Genomic DNA, 17,723 nt, shown 5'->3' with positions numbered 1-17,723 from the left:
CGACGGGCCGCGAACGGGTCGCTCCGCCCCGGGAACCGGGCACCGGGTCGACGAGGTGGATACGGTCGGTGACGTGACGGAACTCGACGTGCCCACCCGGTACCGGCTCACCCAGTACGCCCACGGCGGCGGCTGCGCCTGCAAGATCCCGCCCGGAGAGCTGGAGGAGGTCGTCGCCGACCTGCGCGGCGTGCCCGACCCGGCGCTGCTGGTCGGCCTCGACGACGGCGACGACGCCGCCGCGGTCCGCATCGACCCGGCCGGGCAGGCGGTGGTCAGCACCGCGGACTTCTTCACCCCCGTCGTCGACGACGCCTACGACTGGGGCCGGATCGCGGCCACCAACGCCCTGTCCGACCTCTACGCGATGGGCGCTCGCCCGGTGCTGGCGATCAACCTGCTGTGCTGGCCCCGCGACCGGCTCCCGCTGGAACTGGCCCGCGAGGTGCTGCGCGGTGGCCTCGACGTCGGCCGCGCCGCGGGCTGCCCCGTCGCAGGCGGGCACAGCGTCGACGACCCCGAACCCAAGTACGGCATGGCCGCCACCGGCACCGCCGACCCCGACGCGCTGCTGCGCAACGACGCCGGGCGCGCCGGGCTACCGCTGTCGCTGACCAAACCCCTCGGCATCGGCGTGCTCAACACCCGGCACAAGGCCACCGGTGAGGTGTTCCCGCAGGCCGTGGCCGCCATGACCGAGCTCAACGCCGAGGCCTCGGCCGCCGCGCTGGCCGCCGGGGCGCGCTGCGCGACCGACGTCACCGGGTTCGGGCTGCTCGGGCACCTGCTGAAACTCGTGCGCGCCAGCGGGGTCTCCGCCGTCCTCGACTCCGCCGCCGTGCCCTACCTGGACGGGGCGCGGGAGGCGCTGCGCGACGGGCACGTCAGCGGCGGCACGCACCGCAACCTCGACTGGGTGCGCCCGCACTGCTCCCTCGCCGCCACCAGCGAAGGCGAGGCGCTGCTGCTGGTCGACGCCCAGACCTCCGGCGGGCTGCTGGTGGCTGGTGAGATCCCCGGAGCCCCCGTCATCGGCGAGTTGGTCCCCCGCACCGAACACCTCATCACCGTGCGCTGACCCGGTACGCGGCTGCGGGTGCCCACCGCCGCCCGACCGGGTCGGGGTGGTGTGGCGGCGCGACCAGGTTCGCGAGGAACCCCGGCCCGCACCCGTCCGGGCCGGAACGGGTCAGGGCAGGGGACCGCCGATCGGGTCCGCGGTGACCTCGCGCAGGCCCGCGGAGGTCTCGGCGAGCAGTTCCGCGAGGATGTCGGGCAGCGTCGCGCCGTCGGTGCGCACCAGCCACGACCGCATCGCCGAACCGAAGCAGGTCATCATCAGCATCGACCACGTGTACAGCCGCGGATCGGGTTCGCCGCCACCGCAGTGCTCGGCGAGGCTGCTCGCCACCTCGTGCACCCAGCGCCGGTGCATCAGGTGCGATTCGTAGTCGCCCCCGGCCTCCAGGGAATCCAGCAGCTGCGCGCGCATCAGGTGCTGGCGCCGATCGGCCTGCACCCGCTCGGCGGTGTCGAACATGGCCGCGGCCAGCTTGCGCATCGGGTGCTCGTCGGCGGGCCGGGAGGCCAGCACCTGGTGCATCCGCTCCTGCTCGCGCAGCGAATCGCCGAACAGCACCGCGTCCTTGCTGGGGAAGTGGCGGAAGAAGGTGCGCGGGGCGATGTCGGCGGCCTCGGCGATCTGCTCGACGGTGGTGTTGTCGAAGCCCCGCTCGGTGAACAGCCGCAGCGCCGCCTCCTCGATGCCCGCCCGGGTGCGGGCGGTGCGGCGCCGCCTGCGGTCGACGGGCTCGGCGGAGGGTTCGACGGGTGCGGCGGTCATGCGACCCAGGTTCACCCGGTGTGCACGTTCCGTCAACGGTGACTGATGTCATGAGTGACAAATGGCAGTGGTGACATAACGTGGGTGGGCATCCTGTCGCACGCGAAATGAGGAGACCTCGTGTCCGGTACCCACCCCGAGTCGGCTTCGGGCGGTGCGCACCCCACCGAAGGCCCGAACACCGAAGGCGAGCGCCGCGCCGTCGCCGACGGCATCGACCTGGGGGTCTATCGCCGCCGCTGGACCACGCTGCTGGTGCTGTGCCTGGCGCTGTCGGCGACGATGCTGGCGAACACCTCGCTCGGCGTCGCCCTGCCGTTCCTGTCCCAGGACCTCGGCTCCTCGCTGTCGGACCAGCAGTGGTTCAGCAACGCCTACGCCCTGGTGTTCGCGGGGCTGCTGTTCACCACCTCCACCCTCGCCGACCGCTACGGGCGCAAGCTCATGCTGCAGGCCGGGCTGGTGCTGTTCGGCGCGGTGTCGCTGTACGTGTGCTTCTTCGTCAGCTCCAGCGCCGAGCTGATCGCCGCCCGCGGGCTGCTCGGCCTCGGCGGATCGATGATCATGCCGGTGACGCTGTCCATCCTCACCAGCGTGTTCCCCAGCTCCGAGCGCACCAAGGCGGTCGGGGTGTGGGCCGCGGTCTCCGGTGCGGGCACCGCCCTCGGCCCGGTCATCGCCGGGCTGCTGCTGGAGGTCAGCACCTGGCACGCGGTGTTCGCGATCAACGTGCCCGTCGTGGTCGTGGCCGTCATCGCCAGCATCCGCTACGTGCCGAAGAACGCGGGCAGCGACGCGCCCGTCGAAGGCGGGCACGGCGGCATCGACATCGGCGGCGCGATCCTGTCCACCGTCGGCATCACCGTCGTCGTCTACGGGCTCATCGACGCCCAGCACGTCGGCTGGACCGCACCCCGCACCCTGATCATGGTCGTGGTCGGGCTGCTGCTCGTCGGCGCGTTCGTCGCCTGGGAACGGCGGGTCAAGGACCCGATGCTGGACATGGACCTGTTCCGCAACGCCGGGTTCTCCGCCTCCGCGGTCGCGCTGACCCTGGTGTTCTTCGCGATGATCGGCGTGTTCTTCTCGCTGAGCCAGACGCTGATCCTGGTGTTCGGGTACTCGCCGCTGGGCTCCTCGGTGGCCATGCTGCCGATGTCGGTGATGATGGTGCTGGTCGCCCCGCAGGTCGGGCGCATCGTGGGCCGGTTCGGCCCGCGCACCACCATCGCCGCCGGCCTGGTGCTCGCCGCCTGCGGCATGGCCGGGCTCAGCACCCTGACCGCCGACTCCGGCTACCTGCACCTGCTGCTGCCGCTGGCGCTGACCTCCGGCGGCATGTCGCTGGCGATGGCCCCGGCCACCGACCAGCTGATGGCGAACGTGCCGCGCGCCCGCGCCGGCATGGGTTCGGCCACCAACGACGTCACCCGCGAGGTCGGCGCCTCCCTCGGCGTCGCCGTGCTGGGCAGCGTCCTCGGCAGCGCCTACTCCACCCAGCTGGGCCCGGCCGTGGCCGGATTGCCGCCCGAGGCCCAAGCGATGGCGAAGGAATCGCTGCCCGGTGGCCTCCAGGTCGCCGCGTCCCTCGGGCAGCAGGGCGCCGCCCTGGCCCACGACGTCGTGGTGTCCTGGATGGGCGGGATGCGCTTCGCCAACCTCGCCGGCGCCGCGCTGATCCTGCTCGCCGCGCTCATCGCCTGGATCTGGATGCCGCGCACGGCCACCCAGGCCGGCACCCCGGCACCCGAGGCCGCGGACGACGCCGGAACCGAGCCCGACCCGGCCGCGGGCGCCACCGCCGAGCGCGACGACGACCGGCCCGCCGAGAACATCAGCGGCTGACCAGCGGCGAGCACGACCGGCTTGCACCACCGCCGCGGCGGGTGTCCGATGGGGAATCGGGCACCCGCCGTCGTCGTTCGCGGGAGGAGGTCGCCGGATGCCGCAGTGGCTGAACTGGCCGCTGGTCCGCCAGCTCACCGGACCCGACCCGCTCGGGCGCGGCACCGCCGCCCGCTCCCGCCGCACCGACGCGCTCCGCGCCCGCACCCAGGACGCCGACCGGGTCGTGCGCTCGATCTGCCCGTACTGCGCCGTCGGCTGCGGGCAGCAGGTGTTCGTGCGCGACGGCGAGATCACCCAGATCGAAGGCGACCCGGACTCGCCGATCAGCCGCGGCAGGCTCTGCCCCAAGGGCTCCGCCAGCCGCGAACTCGTCACCGCACCCACCCGGCAGGACCGGGTCCGCTACCGGCGCCCGCACGGCACCGAGTGGGAGGACCTCGACCTCGACACCGCACTCGACATGATCACCGACCGCGTGCTGGCCACGCGGGACGCCACCTGGCAGCAGGCCGACGAGGAAGGCAGGCCGCTGCGGCGCACCACGGGCATCGCGAGCCTCGGAGGAGCGACCCTCGACAACGAGGAGAACTACCTCATGAAGAAGCTCTACACCGCCATGGGCGCCATCCAGGTGGAGAACCAGGCGCGCATTTGACACTCCTCCACGGTTCCCGGTCTGGGAACCTCCTTCGGGCGGGGAGGGGCCACGACCTTCCTGCAAGACCTGGCCAACGCCGACTGCATCCTCATCCAGGGTTCCAACATGGCCGAAGCGCACCCCGTCGGCTTCCAGTGGGTGACCGAGGCCCAAGCGCGCGGCGCCACCGTCATCCACGTCGACCCGCGCTTCACCCGCACCTCCGCGGTCGCCGACCAGCACGTGCCGCTGCGCGCGGGCAGCGACATCGCGTTCCTCGGCGGGCTGATCCACCAGGTCCTCGAACGCGACGCCCACTTCCACGACTACGTGGTGAACTACACCAACGCCGCCATGATCATCGGGGAGGAGTTCGCCGACACCGAGGACCTCGACGGCGTGTTCTCCGGGTTCGACCCCGACGAAGGGGCCTACGACCCGAGCAGCTGGCAGTACGAGGGCGCCGAAGCGCTCTCCGCGGTGTCCTGGGAGAAACCACGCGAGGACCGGCCCGCCAGCCCGCACGGCCGGGAACGCGCGGGCAGCCGGCCCGAACGCGCCGGATCCGGCGGGCCCGTCTACCACGGCACCCCCGAGACCGACCCGACGCTGCAGCACCCGCGGTGCGTGTTCCAGCTGCTCAAACGGCACTTCGCCCGCTACACCCCGGAGATGGTCGAGCAGACCTGCGGCGTGCCGCGGGCCGAGTTCCAGCGGGTCGCCGACGCGCTGATCAGCAACTCCGGGCGGGACCGCACCACCACCATCGCCTACGCCGTCGGCTGGACCCATCACACCGTCGGCGTGCAGTACATCCGCGCCGCCTCCATCCTGCAGCTGCTGCTGGGCAACATCGGCCGCCCCGGCGCGGGCATCCTCGCGCTGCGCGGGCACGCCAGCATCCAGGGCTCCACCGACATCCCCACGCTGTTCAACCTGCTGCCCGGCTACATCCCGATGCCGCAGGCCCAGACCGACCACGACCTCGACGCGTTCGTCGCCGCCGACGAGCACGCCCGCGGCTACTGGGCGAACATGCGTTCCTACGTGGTCAGCCTCCTCAAGGCCTGGTGGGGGGACGCGGCGACCCCCGACAACGACTTCGCCTTCGCGAACCTGCCGCGGCTCACCGGTGACCACGGCACCTTCCAGACCGTCGCCGACCAGATCGACGGCAAGGTCAAGGGCTACTTCGTGATCGGGGAGAACCCGGCGGTGGGCACCGCGAACTCGCGGCAGCAGCGGCTCGGGCTGGCCAACCTCGACTGGCTCGTCGTCCGCGACCTCAACATGATCGAAACCGCCACGTTCTGGAAGGACGGGCCCGAAGTCCAGAACGGCGAGCTGTCCACACCGGACATCGGAACCGAGGTGTTCTTCCTGCCCGCCGCCGCCCACACCGAGAAGGACGGCTCGTTCACCAACACCCAGCGGCTGCTGCAGTGGCACCACAAGGCCGTCGAACCCCGCGGGGACCGGCGCAGCGACCTGTGGTTCTACTACCACCTCGGCCGCAGGCTCCGGGAGGAGCTCACCGCCCGCCGCGACCGGCGCACCCCCGAGCAGCAGGAGAACGACCGGCCCCTGCTCGACCTCACCTGGGACTACCCGACCGAAGGCGCTATCGCCGAACCCAGCGCCGACGCCGTGCTCCGCGAGATCAACGGCACCGGACCCGACGGCACCACCGTGTCCGGCTACGCCGAACTCCGCGCCGACGGCAGCACCTCCTGCGGCTGCTGGATCTACAGCGGGGTGCACGCCGAGGAGACCAACCAGGCCGCCCGCCGCACCCCCGGACGCGAGCAGAACTGGGTCGCCCCCGACTGGGGCTGGGCGTGGCCGGCGAACCGCCGCGCCCTCTACAACCGCGCCTCCGCCGACCCGCAGGGCAGGCCGTGGAGCGACCGCAAGGCCTACGTGTGGTGGGACGAGGACGCCGGGCGCTGGCGCGGGCACGACGTCCCCGACTTCGAGACCGACAAGCACCCCGGCTACCGGCCCCCCGACGGCGCCACCGGGCCCGCCGGGCTCGCGGGCACCGACCCGTTCATCATGCAGAGCGACGGCCGCGGCTGGCTCTACGTCCCCGCCGGGCTCGTCGACGGGCCGCTGCCCGCCCACTACGAACCGCAGGAATCACCGCTGGCCAACCCGCTGCACGACCGCCAGCAGCGCAACCCCGCCCGCCAGACCCTCTCCCGCCCGGAGAACCGCTACCAGCCCAGCGGGCGCGAACCCGGCGCCGAGGTCTACCCGTACGCGTTCACCACGTTCCGCCTCACCGAGCACCACACCGCCGGGGGCATGAGCCGCTGGCTGCACCACCTGTCCGAACTCGCCCCCGCCATGTTCGTCGAGGTCTCCCCGGAACTGGCCGCCGAACGCGGCCTGCGGCACCTGGGCTGGGCCACCATCATCACCGCCCGCAGCGCCATCGAAGCCCGCGTGCTGATCACCCGCCGGCTGCGGCCGCTGCGCCTCGGCGACCGCACCCTGCACCAGGTCGGGCTGCCCTGGCACTGGGGGCCGAACGGGCTGAGCACCGGCGACGCCGCCAACGAACTGATCGGAGTGTCCCTGGACCCGAACGTGCACATCATGGAGACCAAGGCCGGGACCTGCGACATCCGCCCCGGCCGCCGCCCCAGGGGCCCCGCGCTCGCCGAGCTCGTCGCCGAGCACCGCAGGCGCGCGGGCATCACCGGGCGCACCGGAACCGAACACGCCGACGACCCCCGCGACACCGGACGATGAGGGAGCCAGCCGTGGTCGATCGCACCAGCCTCAGCGGACCGCTGGAGGACCCCGCCGCCGACGCCGGCTACGCCGAGCACCCCGAACGCGTCGGGTTCTTCACCGACACCAGCATCTGCATCGGCTGCAAGGCCTGCGAAGTGGCCTGCAAAGAGTGGAACCTGCTGCCCGAGGACGGCCTGGAACTCACCGGCATGTCCTACGACAACACCGGCGACCTCGGTGCCAGCACCTGGCGGCATGTCGCGTTCGTCGAACAGGAGCTGCCCGCCACCGACCTCGGCATGCCCGGCCTCGGACCACCCGGCGACGGGTCCACCGGCGACGGGTCCACCGGCGACGGCTCGCCCGGCGACGGCTCGCCCGGCGGCGGGGGAGGCGGGGTGCGGTGGCTGATGTCCTCCGACGTGTGCAAGCACTGCACCCACGCCGCCTGCCTCGACGTGTGCCCCACCGGGGCGCTCATCCGCACCGAGCACGGCACCGTGCTCGTGCAGGACGACGTGTGCAACGGCTGCGGCTACTGCGTGCCCGCCTGCCCCTACGGGGTGATCGACATCCGGCCCGGGGACGGCGGCGCGTTCAAGTGCACCCTGTGCCAGGACCGGCTCGGCGCCGGGCTCGCCCCCGCCTGCGCCACCGCCTGCCCCACCGAGTCCATCCAGTACGGGCCGCTCGACGAACTCCGCGCCCGCGCCGCCCGCCGTGTCGACGAACTGCACGAACGCGGTGAGACCGGCGCCCGCCTCTACGGCCACGACCCCGGCGACGGCGTCGGCGGGGACGGCGCGTTCTTCCTGCTGCTCGACGAACCCGAGGTCTACGGGCTGCCACCCGACCCGGTCGTGACCACCCGCGACCTGCCGGCGATGTGGCGGCACGCCGCGGCCGCCGCGGGCACCGCCGCCGCCTTGGTCGCGGTCTGCTTCGCCGGGCGGGGACGGCGATGAGCAGGCGCCGCGGGGAATCGATCGTGCCCGACGCCGAGTTCCGCTCCTACTACGGGCGGCAGATCATCAAGAGCCCCACCTGGAAGGTCCCCGACGTGCCCGCCTACCTGTTCCTCGGCGGGCTGGCAGGCGGCTCGGCGGTGATGGCGGCGCTGGCCGACCTGACCGGGCGGCCCGAGCTGCGCCGCACCGGGCGCGTCGCCGCCGCGGCCGGCGCCGGGGCCAGCGTGCTCGCGCTCGTGCACGACCTCGGGCGGCCGCTGCGGTTCCTGAACATGCTGCGGGTGCTGAAACCGACCTCGCCGCTGAGCGTCGGCTCCTGGATCCTCGCCCCGTTCTCCGGGCTGACCGCCGCAGCGGCCGCCAGCGACCTCACCGGCCTGCTGCCCGGCACCGGCAGGCTCGCGGGCGCCGCCGCCGCCGTGCTCGGCCCCGCCATGACCACCTACACCGCGGTGCTGCTGGCCGACACCGCCGTGCCCGGCTGGCACGAGGTGCACCGGGAGCTGCCGTTCGTGTTCGCCGGCAGCGCCGTCTCCAGCGCGGGCGGTATCGCCCTGCTCGCCACCCCGACCGCCCAGGCCGCCCCGGCGCGGCGGATGGCGATCACCGGGTCCGCGCTGGAACTGGCCGCCGAGCACCGCATGCTGCAGCGCGCCGGGCTCGCCGCCGAGGCCTACGACACCGGCACGCCCGGCCGGTTGCTGCGCGCCTCCCGGATCCTGACCTGGGCCGGTGCGGCCGCGGCGGCGCTGGCCGGGCGGGACCGGCGGATCGCGGCGGTCGCCGGGTCGTGCCTGGCCGCGGCCGGGGCCGCCGCCCGCTTCGGGATCTTCGAAGCCGGGCGGGTCACCGCCCGCGACCCCCGCTACACCGTCGTGCCGCAGCGGGAACGGGCGAACGCCGGTGCTCCCGCGTCCACCGGAGGAGACGGGTAGACCGGGCACCGCGCGAGCGGAGCCGACGCGGCCCACCCGCGCGGAACGATCTTGCCGAAACGCGCCGGAGCGGTTCACCCGGCCGTGTAGGGTTCGGCCATGCATGATCGGTCGGAGTCCGACGACCGGCCCCGCACGACGCGCCCGGGAACCGGATCGGCCGGGGGAGCACCCGCCGCCGGCGCCGCGGCGCGCCACCGGGAGAATCGCGCCGTCGCACCCGGCCCCCGCAGCACGCAGAAGGAGACCCCAGCATGACCGCGTCCAGGTCCGGCACCGAATCGATGCTCACCGGGACCGATCTGGTCTGCTCCTTCGGCGCCACCCCCGCGCTGCGCGGCGCGGACCTCGCCGTGGACGCCGGTGAGGTCGTCGCCGTCGTCGGCGCCTCCGGATCCGGCAAGTCCACGCTGCTGCACTGCATGGCCGGGGTCGTCGCCCCCGAATCCGGCACGGTCCGCTTCCGAGGCCGCGACGTCACCGCCATGTCCGACGACGAGCGCAGCGCGCTGCGGCGCTCCGAGTTCGGGTTCGTGTTCCAGTTCGGCCAGCTCGTCCCGGAGCTGAGCGTGCTGGAGAACATCGCGCTGCCGCTGCGCCTCAACGGTGCCGCCCGCAGCAAGTCCGAGCGCCGCGCCCGCGACTGGGCCGACAAGCTCGGCGTCACCGCCCAGCTCGACAAGCGCCCCGGCGAGATCTCCGGCGGCCAGGGCCAGCGCGCCGCCCTCGCCCGCGCACTGGTCGCCGACCCGTCGGTGATCTTCGCCGACGAACCGACCGGTGCCCTCGACTCCACCGGCGGCCGCGAAGTGATGCAGCTGCTCACCGAGACCGCCTCCGAATCCGGCAGCGCCGTGGTGCTGGTGACCCACGAACCCACCGTCGCCGCCTACGCGCACCGCGAAGTCGTCATCCGCGACGGGAGAACGGCCCTGGCGGAGGAGACCGCGCGATGAGCAGGTCCCGCACCTGGATCGCCGACCTGGTGCTGGGGATCCGCCTCGCCATCGGCGATCGCAACACCCCGTGGGGACGCCTCGCGCTGATGACCGTCGGCATCGGCATCGGCGTGCTCGTGCTGCTGGCCAGCGCCGCGCTGCCGAACTGGCTCGACGCCCGCGACCAGCGCATCGCCGCCCGCGACATGGCCCACGCCACGGCCGAGCAGTCGCAGGTCCCGGCAGCGGTGCTCGGCTTGGACGGCAGGACCGCGTTCGGCCGGGAAGCGGTGGAGGGCCTGCTCGTCGAACCGCGGCGCCCGGACGCCCCGCTGCCCGCCGGCCTGGACCACTACCCGGCGGCCGGAGAGCTGATCGTGTCCCCGGCACTGGCCGACCTGCTGGCCCGGCCCGGAACCGAGCTGCTGCGGGACCGCCTGCCCGGCACCGTCACCGGCACCATCGGCGACGACGGACTGCTCTCGCCGGCAGAGCTGTACTACTACGCGGGCGCCACCGGGCTGACCGAGTGGAACGCCGACTACCGCGTCGACGACCACTTCGGCGAGACCTACGACGACAAGTTCAACTCCACGCCGGAAACCCTGATGCTGTGGTCGATCGGCGCCTGCGCACTGCTGCTGCCGGTCATCGTGTTCGTGATCAGCACCACCAGGCTGGCCGAAGCCGCCCGCCAACGCAGGCTCGCCGCACTGCGCCTCGTCGGCGCCAGCGCCTGGCAGGTGCGCCGCATCGCCTCCGGCGAAACCCTCGTCGGCGCCACCACCGGGGTGCTCGCCGGGTGGGGCCTGTTCGCGGTGTGCCACTGGACGGTGGACCGGCTCGAGGTGGCCGGCTTCTCGGCGTTCGTCGACGACTTCACGCCCGTGTGGTGGCTGGCGGCGCTGATCACCGCGGGTGTTCCGCTGTCCACCGTGCTGATCGCGCTGGCCGCGCTGCGCGGCGCGGTCGGCGACCCGCTCGGTGCGGTGCGCCAGGCGATGCCCCGCCGCCGCCGGTTGTGGCCGCGGCTGGTGCCGCTCGTGCTGGGCATGGTGGGCGTCACGGTTCCCTGGACCGAGATCGGGTCCTCGGACCTGCGCATCTCGATCCCGGTCTTCGCGGTGGCGCTGGTGCTGCTGTCGGTGCCGCTGCTGCTGCCCTGGATCGTGGAGAACGTCGCCCGACACTGGCACACCGGCCCGCTCGCCTGGCAACTGGCACTCCGCCGCCTGCACCTCACCAGCGGCACCGCCGCCCGCTCCGTCAGCGCCATCGCCGTCGTCGTCACCGGCATCATCGCCCTCCAAACCATGGTCGCCGCCCTCGAACAGCAGTACCAGCGGCTGACGACCCGGACGAGCACATCGGAGGTGAACGTCTACGGGCAGGAGGACCTGACCGGCCGGGAAGGGTTGAGCGCCACGCGGGACGAGATCGCCGCGCTGCCCGGGGTGCGCTCGGTGACGGCCCAGCACACGGTTTCCCTGCGTTCCGGAGAACGTTCCGCCGCGTCGGTGGCGATCGCCGACTGCGCCACGATCAGCCGGATCATCGAGGTCGGGGAGTGCCGCGACGGTGATGCCTTCTCACCCGCCCGCACCGAGGACAGCCCACTCGAAGAAGGTCAACGGCCGCTGCGCGAAGGGGAGCGGTGGGAGATCGACCGGTCCGGTTCGAACGCCACCGGGCCGGGCACCATCGCCTGGGTCGTCCCGCCCGTGCTCCCCGCAGGCCCGCGCACGCCCGAGGCGCTCAACGCGCCGAACCTGGTGCTGACCCCGGCCGCCGCCGCGGGGATCCCGATGGAGACCCGCCGGGTGAGCCTCACCGTGATGCGCGACGAGCACGCGCCACCGCAGCTGCTCGACCAGATCCGCACCGCGGCCTGGCACCACCTGCCGAACCCGGACATCTACGAGAGCTACACCGAGGGGACCGACCCGCGCATCGCGTTGAACCTGGTCAAGTACGGGTTGCTGGCAGGGGCCCTGGTGGTGTTCTCGCTGATCGGGTGCAGCCTGCTGGTCACCGCCGTCGAACAGATCCACGAACGCGCCCGCCCCATGGCCGTGCTCGGCGCCGTCGGAGCCAAGCGCAGCACGCTCGTCTGGTCGGCCTTCCTGCAGAACGCCGTACCCATGCTCTTGGCCCTGGTGGTCGCCGTCCCGGTCGGTTACGTCCTCGGCGGGGTGCTCATGGCGGCGGGGTTCACGCTCCTGCCCGCCGTGGACCTGCTGGGGATGGCGGCGGTGCTGGCCTTCGCCGCCGTGTCGGTACTCGTCGTCACCGCGCTGACCGCACCCGCCCTGTCCAAGGCCATGAGCTCCGAAGGGCTGCACTCCGAGTAGTCCCGCCCGCACCCCGCCCCGGGGTGGGGACCGTCCCGTACCGAGAACCGAACGCCGCCGAGGAGGCAGGGCGATGAGCAGGATCCGCAGCTGGATCGCGGACCTGGTGCTGGGGATCCGTCTCGCCGTCGGTGACCGCAACACCCCGTGGGGGCGTCTCGCCCTGATGACCGTCGGCGTCGGCATCGGCGTGCTCGTGCTGCTGGCCAGCACCGCGCTGCCGAACTGGGCCGAAGCCAAAGATCAGCGCGCCGCCGCCCGCGACCTGGCCGACGCCGAGTCCGACCGCTGGGGCATTCCGGCCGCGGTGCTCGGTGTGGACGGTCGCACCACGTTCCACGAGCACGCGATCTCCGGCGTGCTGCTCGAACCGCGAGGCCCGGACGCCCCGCTGCCGGCGGGTCTGGACCACTACCCGGCCGTGGGAGAGCTGATCGTGTCCCCGGCACTGGCCGACCTGCTGGCCCGGCCCGACTCCGCACTGCTGCGCGAACGCCTGCCCGGCACCATCACCGGCACCATCGGCGACGACGGACTGCTCATGCCCGGGGAACTGCACTACTACGGTGGCGCCGCCGGGCTGACCGGGTGGAACGCCGACTACCGCGTCGACGACCACTTCGGCGAGACCTACGACGACAAGCCGACCTCGACGCCGGACCTGCTGCTGCTGTGGGCGATGGGCGCTTGCGCGCTGCTGCTGCCGGTCGTGGTGTTCGTGATCAGCACGACCAGGCTGGCCGAAGCCGCCCGCCAACGCAGGCTCGCCGCACTGCGCCTGGTCGGCGCCAGCGCCTGGCAGGTGCGCCGCATCGCCTCCGGCGAAACCCTCGTCGGCGCCACCACCGGGGTGCTCGCCGGGTGGGGCCTGTTCGGGGCCGCGCACCTGGCGCTCTCCCGGTTCGAGGCGTCCTCCGGGGCGGTGTTCGTCGCCGACCTCACCCCGATGTGGTGGCCGGCCGCGGCGGTGACCTTGGGGGTCCCGGCCGCGACCGTGCTGATCTCGCTGGTCGCGCTGCGCGGCGCCGTGCACGACCCGCTGCGCTCGGTGCGCCAGGCCACGCCGATCCGCCGCAGGCTGTGGCCGCGGTGCGTGCCGCTGGTGGTGGGGATCCTCGGTGTCGCGACGGCCCGCTTGCAGAGCTGGAGCACGGACTGGTGGATGGCCTGGCTGGTCGTCTCGATCGTGCTGATCCTGCTGTCGGTGCCGCTGCTGCTGCCGTGGGGTGTGGCGTCCCTCGCCGAACGGGTCCGCGGGGGCCCGGTGGCCTGGCAGCTCGCGCTGCGCAGGCTGCACCTGACCAGCGGCACCGCGGCCCGCTCCGTCAGCGCCATCGCCGTCGTCGTCACCGGCGTCATCGCCCTGCAGACCATGCTCGCCGCCAGCGAGGCGAACTACGCGCAGCGCGGCACCGGAGCGGCCGACGCGCACTCGGTGTACGTCTACGCCGACGAGGACCCGGCCGGGCGGCCCGCGATGAGCGCGACCGCGGCCGAGATCACCGCGATGCCCGGAGTGCGATCGGTGACCGCGATGCACGAGGCCAACGCCGCCTCCGGCGCGGACTCGCTGCTGATCAGCATCGCCGACTGCGCCACGATCACCCGCTTCGTTCCGGTGGGCGAGTGCCGCGACGGCGACGTGTTCCTCCCCGAGCACTCCGACGACGTCGACGTCCGCGCGCAGGAAGGCCGCCCGTGGCGGATCGCCACGCCGCACTCGAACGCGGCGGGCACCGGCCCGGAGACGGTGGACTGGCCTGTTCCGCCTGGGCGCCTCGTCGGCCGGGGCACCGCCGAGTTCAACGGCTACGACCTGGTCCTGACCCCGGCCGCGGCCACCGCGGTCCCGATGGAGGCGCGTACCGCGGTGATGAGCGTCGACCTCGAAGCCGACGCGCCACCGGACCTGGTCGAGCACATCCGCAACGCCGCCGCGGCGAACCTGCGGAAACCGACCGTCGGCGCGGCGAACTGGACCGGCGTCGAGGAATCGCTGGCCGCGATCCGGCTGCTCGGACAGGGGTTGCTGGCAGGGGCCCTGGTGGTGTTCTCGCTGATCGGGTGCAGCCTGCTGGTCACCGCCGCCGAGCAGATCCACGAACGGGCCCGCCCGATGGCCGTGCTCGGTGCGGTGGGGGCCAAGCGCAGCACCCTCGTCTGGTCGGCCTTCCTGCAGAACGCCGTACCGATGCTGCTCGCGCTGGTGCCGGCGGTTCCCATCGGCTACGCCACGGGAACGCTGGCCCTGGCGTCGCAGTCCGAACTCCTGATCGCCCCGGACCTGCCGGGGATGGCGGCGGTGCTGGCCTTCGCCGCCGTGTCGGTGCTCGTCGTCACCGCACTGACCGCCCCCGCCCTGTCCAAGGCCATGAGCCCCGACGGGCTCCACACCGAATAGCCGTCACCGACGCCGAGGAGACCGCGCACGATGAGCAGGATCCGCACCTGGACCGCAGACCTGGTGCTGGGCGCACGGCTCGCCGTCGGCGACCGCAACACCCCGTGGGGGCGCCTCGCCCTGATGACCGTCGGCATCGGCATCGGCGTGCTCGTCCTCCTGATCAGCGCGTCGCTGCCCACGTGGCTGGAGCGGCACGCGGAGCGGACCGCCGGCCGCCACATGGAGCTCACCTACGAGACCGAGCCCGCGGCCTCCACCGCCGTCCTGGGACTGCACGACAGCACGACGTTCCGGGGGCAGCGCATCACCGGGCGGCTGCTGCAGCCGCAGCGCCCCGACGCGCCGCTGCCCGCCGGGTTGGACCACTACCCGGCCGTGGGAGAGCTGATCGTGTCCCCGGCGCTGGCCGACCTGCTGGCCCGACCCGACTCCGCACTGCTGCGCGAACGCCTGCCCGGCACCATCACCGGCACCATCGGCGACGACGGACTGCTCACACCGGGAGAGCTGCACTACTACGGTGGTGCGTCCGGGCTGACCGAGCAGGCCGCGAGCATCCGGGTCGTCGACCACTTCGGTGAGACCTACCGGCCGCCCTCGTACGGGGAGTCGACCTGGCTGCTGGTGCTGATCGGCGCTTGCGCGCTGCTGCTGCCGGTCGTGGTGTTCGTGATCAGCACGACGAGGCTGGCCGAAGCCGCCCGCCAACGCAGACTCGCCGCCCTGCGCCTGGTCGGCGCCAGCGCCTGGCAGGTACGCCGCATCGCCTCCGGGGAAGCGCTCGTCGGCGCGAGCACCGGGGTGCTGGCGGGCTGGGCGCTGTTCCTCGCCGGGCACCTCGCGTTCTCCCGGTTCGAGACGTCGTTCGTGTCCGTGTTCGTCTCCGACATCACCCCGGTGTGGTGGCCGGCGGTGCTGATCACCGCGGGGGTTCCGGCGCTCACCGTGCTGATCTCGCTGGCCGCGCTGCGCGGCGCCGTGCACGACCCGCTGCGCTCGGTGCGCCAGGCCACGCCGATCCGCCGCAGGCTGTGGCCGGGCGCGGCGGCGCTGGTGCTGGGCATCGCCGGTCTGGTGGTGTCGCGCATGCCGCTGGGCTGGGATTCGAACGTCTGGGGCGCGCTGGTGGTCCTCGCGGTGGCGCTGGTGCTGCTGTCGGTGCCGCTGCTGCTGCCCTGGATCGTGGAGAACGTCGCCCGGCGCGGACACGCCGGCCCGGTGGCCTGGCAACTAGCGCTGCGCCGCCTGCAGCTCACCAGCGGCACCGCCGCCCGCTCCGTCAGCGCCATCGCCGTCGTCGTCACCGGCATCATCGCCCTCCAAACCATGCTCGCCTCCCTCGAACAGCAGGTCGCAGAGCACCCGTCGGAGCCGCGGACGGCGTCGATCTCCGGCCGCGAGGACCGCTCCGGCCGGGACGGGCTGCAGCAGCTGCGCACCGAACTGGCCGCGCTGCCCGGAGTGGTCGCGGTCAGCGGCCACCACCAGATCACCCTCCAGGCCGGACCGGACCGCTCGACGTACGCGGTGATCGCCGACTGCGACCTGATCACCCGACTCGGCATGGCCCCCGACTGCCGGGACGGCGACACCTTCGCCGCGTCCGCGGGCAGCGACGGCGAGGGCGAACCGCCGCGCACCGGCGAAACGTGGACGGTCGGCTCGCCAGGAGGCTCCAGCGCCGAGACTCCCGGCTCCGGGGCCTCCTGGACGGTTCCGCCGCTGCGTCCGACGCAACCGCGCAACGCCGAACGGAACATGCTCACGCCCGCGGGCCTGCTGATCACACCGGCCGCGGCGACGGGCATCCCGCTGGAGCCGCGCAACGTGGACATCCGGATCGAGCTGGCGGCGACGACCCCGCAGGACCTCGTCGAACGCATCCGCAACCTCGTCGAGGCGACCCTGGAACAAGGGGAGGTCTCCGACACCGTCGCGGCGGGGCCCGTGGTGCCGACCGCCACGCTCCAGCTGGTGAAGACGGGGCTGCTGGCGGGAGCTCTGGTGGTGTTCTCGCTGATCGGATGCAGCCTGCTGGTCACCGCCGTCGAACAGATCCACGAACGCGCCCGCCCGATGGCCGTGCTCGGTGCGGTGGGGGCCAAGCGCAGCACGCTCGTGTGGTCGGCCTTCCTGCAGAACGCCGTACCCATGCTCTTGGCCACCGCGATCGCGGTGCCCGCCGGGTACGGGCTGGGCGTGCTGATCTACGTGACGGACTTCGCCGAGATCCCGGCGCTGGACCTGCCGGGCACCGCCGCGGTGCTGGCCTTCGCCGCGGTGTCGGTGCTCGTCGTCACCGCACTGACCGCACCCACCCTGTCCAAAGCCATGAACAGCGACGGCCTCCACGTCGAATAGCTCTCTTCGCGGCTCGCCGGAGGCCGTTGATCAGGTGGTCGGCAGCTCAGCGGCTGCGGGAACGACCCGCTGCGCGCGTTCGACGACCCGAGGCCGTCGCCCTCGGCCGCCGGGAGACCGGGTCACTTCAGCCGCCTGCGCCGCAGGTCCGACCGGATGTCCCACGCCGTCCACCACACCCCGCCGAACACCACCGCCCCCAGCACGAACAGCACCCAGTACTCGGTCATCGCACGACTCCCCGGTCCCCAGCGCGTCACCGCGTCCGGCGGTCCCGGCACCGGACGCGGTGACGACCCTAGTGAGCCGCGACGCCTGATCGCCGGACGAGACCGCGGCACCGAGCTCGCCGCGCACGACCGGAACGTGCAGCCCGGCCGGGTGACGCTCCGGCATGTCGGCACCGGTCCGTGACCGACGCGCTCCGACCATGGGGGCCACGCCGGAAACCCGGCTCAGCCGACACGGGGAGGGAGGTGCCGAGGAGTCGTGTTCCCCGCACATCAGGTGGTGCTCGCCGAATCGCTGCAGACCCACGGGCAGGTCGGTGCGCTGACGTTGACCGCCGGTGGCCTGCTCGGATTCGTCGCGCTGTATCGGCGGCGCCGGGCCACACTGTCGAAGCGGCGGGCGAGGGCGGTGAGCAGGCCGGACCTGGTCGATCCCCTGGTCCCGCGGCAGTGAGGTGAGCCGGGC

The 17,723-nt window shown here is 73.2% G+C and carries 11 protein-coding genes; 10 read left to right on the top strand and 1 reads right to left on the bottom strand.

Features of this window, described 5'->3' with window-relative positions:
- The first annotated feature begins 88 nt into the window (after positions 1 to 88).
- The gene (selD, locus tag H1226_RS13905; RefSeq protein WP_373690077.1) at positions 89 to 1,078 is read left to right on the top strand and encodes a selenide, water dikinase SelD; all 990 of its coding nucleotides are present in this window, start codon (positions 89 to 91) and stop codon (positions 1,076 to 1,078) included.
- Positions 1,079 to 1,189: 111 nt separating this feature from the next.
- On the opposite strand, the gene H1226_RS13900 is transcribed toward selD, so the two are convergent.
- The gene (locus H1226_RS13900; RefSeq protein WP_258341091.1) at positions 1,190 to 1,843 is read right to left on the bottom strand and encodes a TetR/AcrR family transcriptional regulator; all 654 of its coding nucleotides are present in this window, start codon (positions 1,841 to 1,843) and stop codon (positions 1,190 to 1,192) included.
- A gap of 120 nt (positions 1,844 to 1,963) precedes the next feature.
- Here H1226_RS13900 and H1226_RS13895 point away from each other — a divergent pair, with 120 nt between their 5' ends.
- The 9 genes from H1226_RS13895 to H1226_RS13855 all read left to right on the top strand — a co-directional run bounded on the left by H1226_RS13895 (position 1,964) and on the right by H1226_RS13855 (position 17,711).
- Positions 1,964 to 3,688 carry an MFS transporter gene (locus H1226_RS13895; RefSeq protein WP_258341090.1) on the top strand — a complete coding sequence of 575 codons (1,725 nt, stop codon included), beginning with the start codon at positions 1,964 to 1,966 and terminating at the stop codon, positions 3,686 to 3,688.
- A 97-nt stretch (positions 3,689 to 3,785) separates the two neighbouring features.
- Complete coding sequence (gene fdh, locus H1226_RS13890; protein WP_258341089.1) at positions 3,786 to 7,085, top strand: formate dehydrogenase; 3,300 nt, start codon at positions 3,786 to 3,788, stop codon at positions 7,083 to 7,085.
- Positions 7,086 to 7,096: 11 nt separating this feature from the next.
- Positions 7,097 to 8,035 (top strand): 4Fe-4S dicluster domain-containing protein, encoded by a 939-nt coding sequence (locus tag H1226_RS13885; RefSeq protein WP_258341088.1) that lies wholly within the window; start codon positions 7,097 to 7,099, stop codon positions 8,033 to 8,035.
- Positions 8,032 to 8,973, top strand: coding sequence for an NrfD/PsrC family molybdoenzyme membrane anchor subunit (gene nrfD / locus H1226_RS13880; RefSeq protein WP_258341087.1), 942 nt, complete (start codon positions 8,032 to 8,034; stop codon positions 8,971 to 8,973). Before H1226_RS13885 ends, nrfD begins: the two co-directional genes overlap by 4 nt.
- Before the next feature lie 254 nt (positions 8,974 to 9,227).
- A complete protein-coding gene (locus H1226_RS13875) occupies positions 9,228 to 9,929 on the top strand; it encodes an ABC transporter ATP-binding protein (RefSeq protein ID WP_258341086.1) in 702 nt (233 codons plus the stop codon).
- Positions 9,926 to 12,262: an ABC transporter permease gene (locus H1226_RS13870; protein WP_258341085.1), complete on the top strand. Its 2,337-nt coding sequence runs from the start codon at positions 9,926 to 9,928 to the stop codon at positions 12,260 to 12,262. The genes H1226_RS13875 and H1226_RS13870 overlap by 4 nt, the downstream gene beginning before the upstream one ends.
- Positions 12,263 to 12,335: 73 nt before the next feature.
- Positions 12,336 to 14,663 (top strand): FtsX-like permease family protein, encoded by a 2,328-nt coding sequence (locus tag H1226_RS13865; protein ID WP_258341084.1) that lies wholly within the window; start codon positions 12,336 to 12,338, stop codon positions 14,661 to 14,663.
- A gap of 30 nt (positions 14,664 to 14,693) precedes the next feature.
- Positions 14,694 to 17,027: an ABC transporter permease gene (locus H1226_RS13860; protein ID WP_258341083.1), complete on the top strand. Its 2,334-nt coding sequence runs from the start codon at positions 14,694 to 14,696 to the stop codon at positions 17,025 to 17,027.
- Positions 17,028 to 17,516: 489 nt separating this feature from the next.
- The gene (locus H1226_RS13855; protein ID WP_224960560.1) at positions 17,517 to 17,711 is read left to right on the top strand and encodes a hypothetical protein; all 195 of its coding nucleotides are present in this window, start codon (positions 17,517 to 17,519) and stop codon (positions 17,709 to 17,711) included.
- Positions 17,712 to 17,723 lie beyond the last annotated feature (12 nt).

The organism is Saccharopolyspora gregorii (genome assembly GCF_024734405.1).
GTDB lineage: Bacteria > Actinomycetota > Actinomycetes > Mycobacteriales > Pseudonocardiaceae > Saccharopolyspora_C > Saccharopolyspora_C gregorii.
The sequence above is the reverse complement of the archived record's forward strand: the minus strand, read 5'-3'. Positions and strand labels throughout refer to the sequence as shown.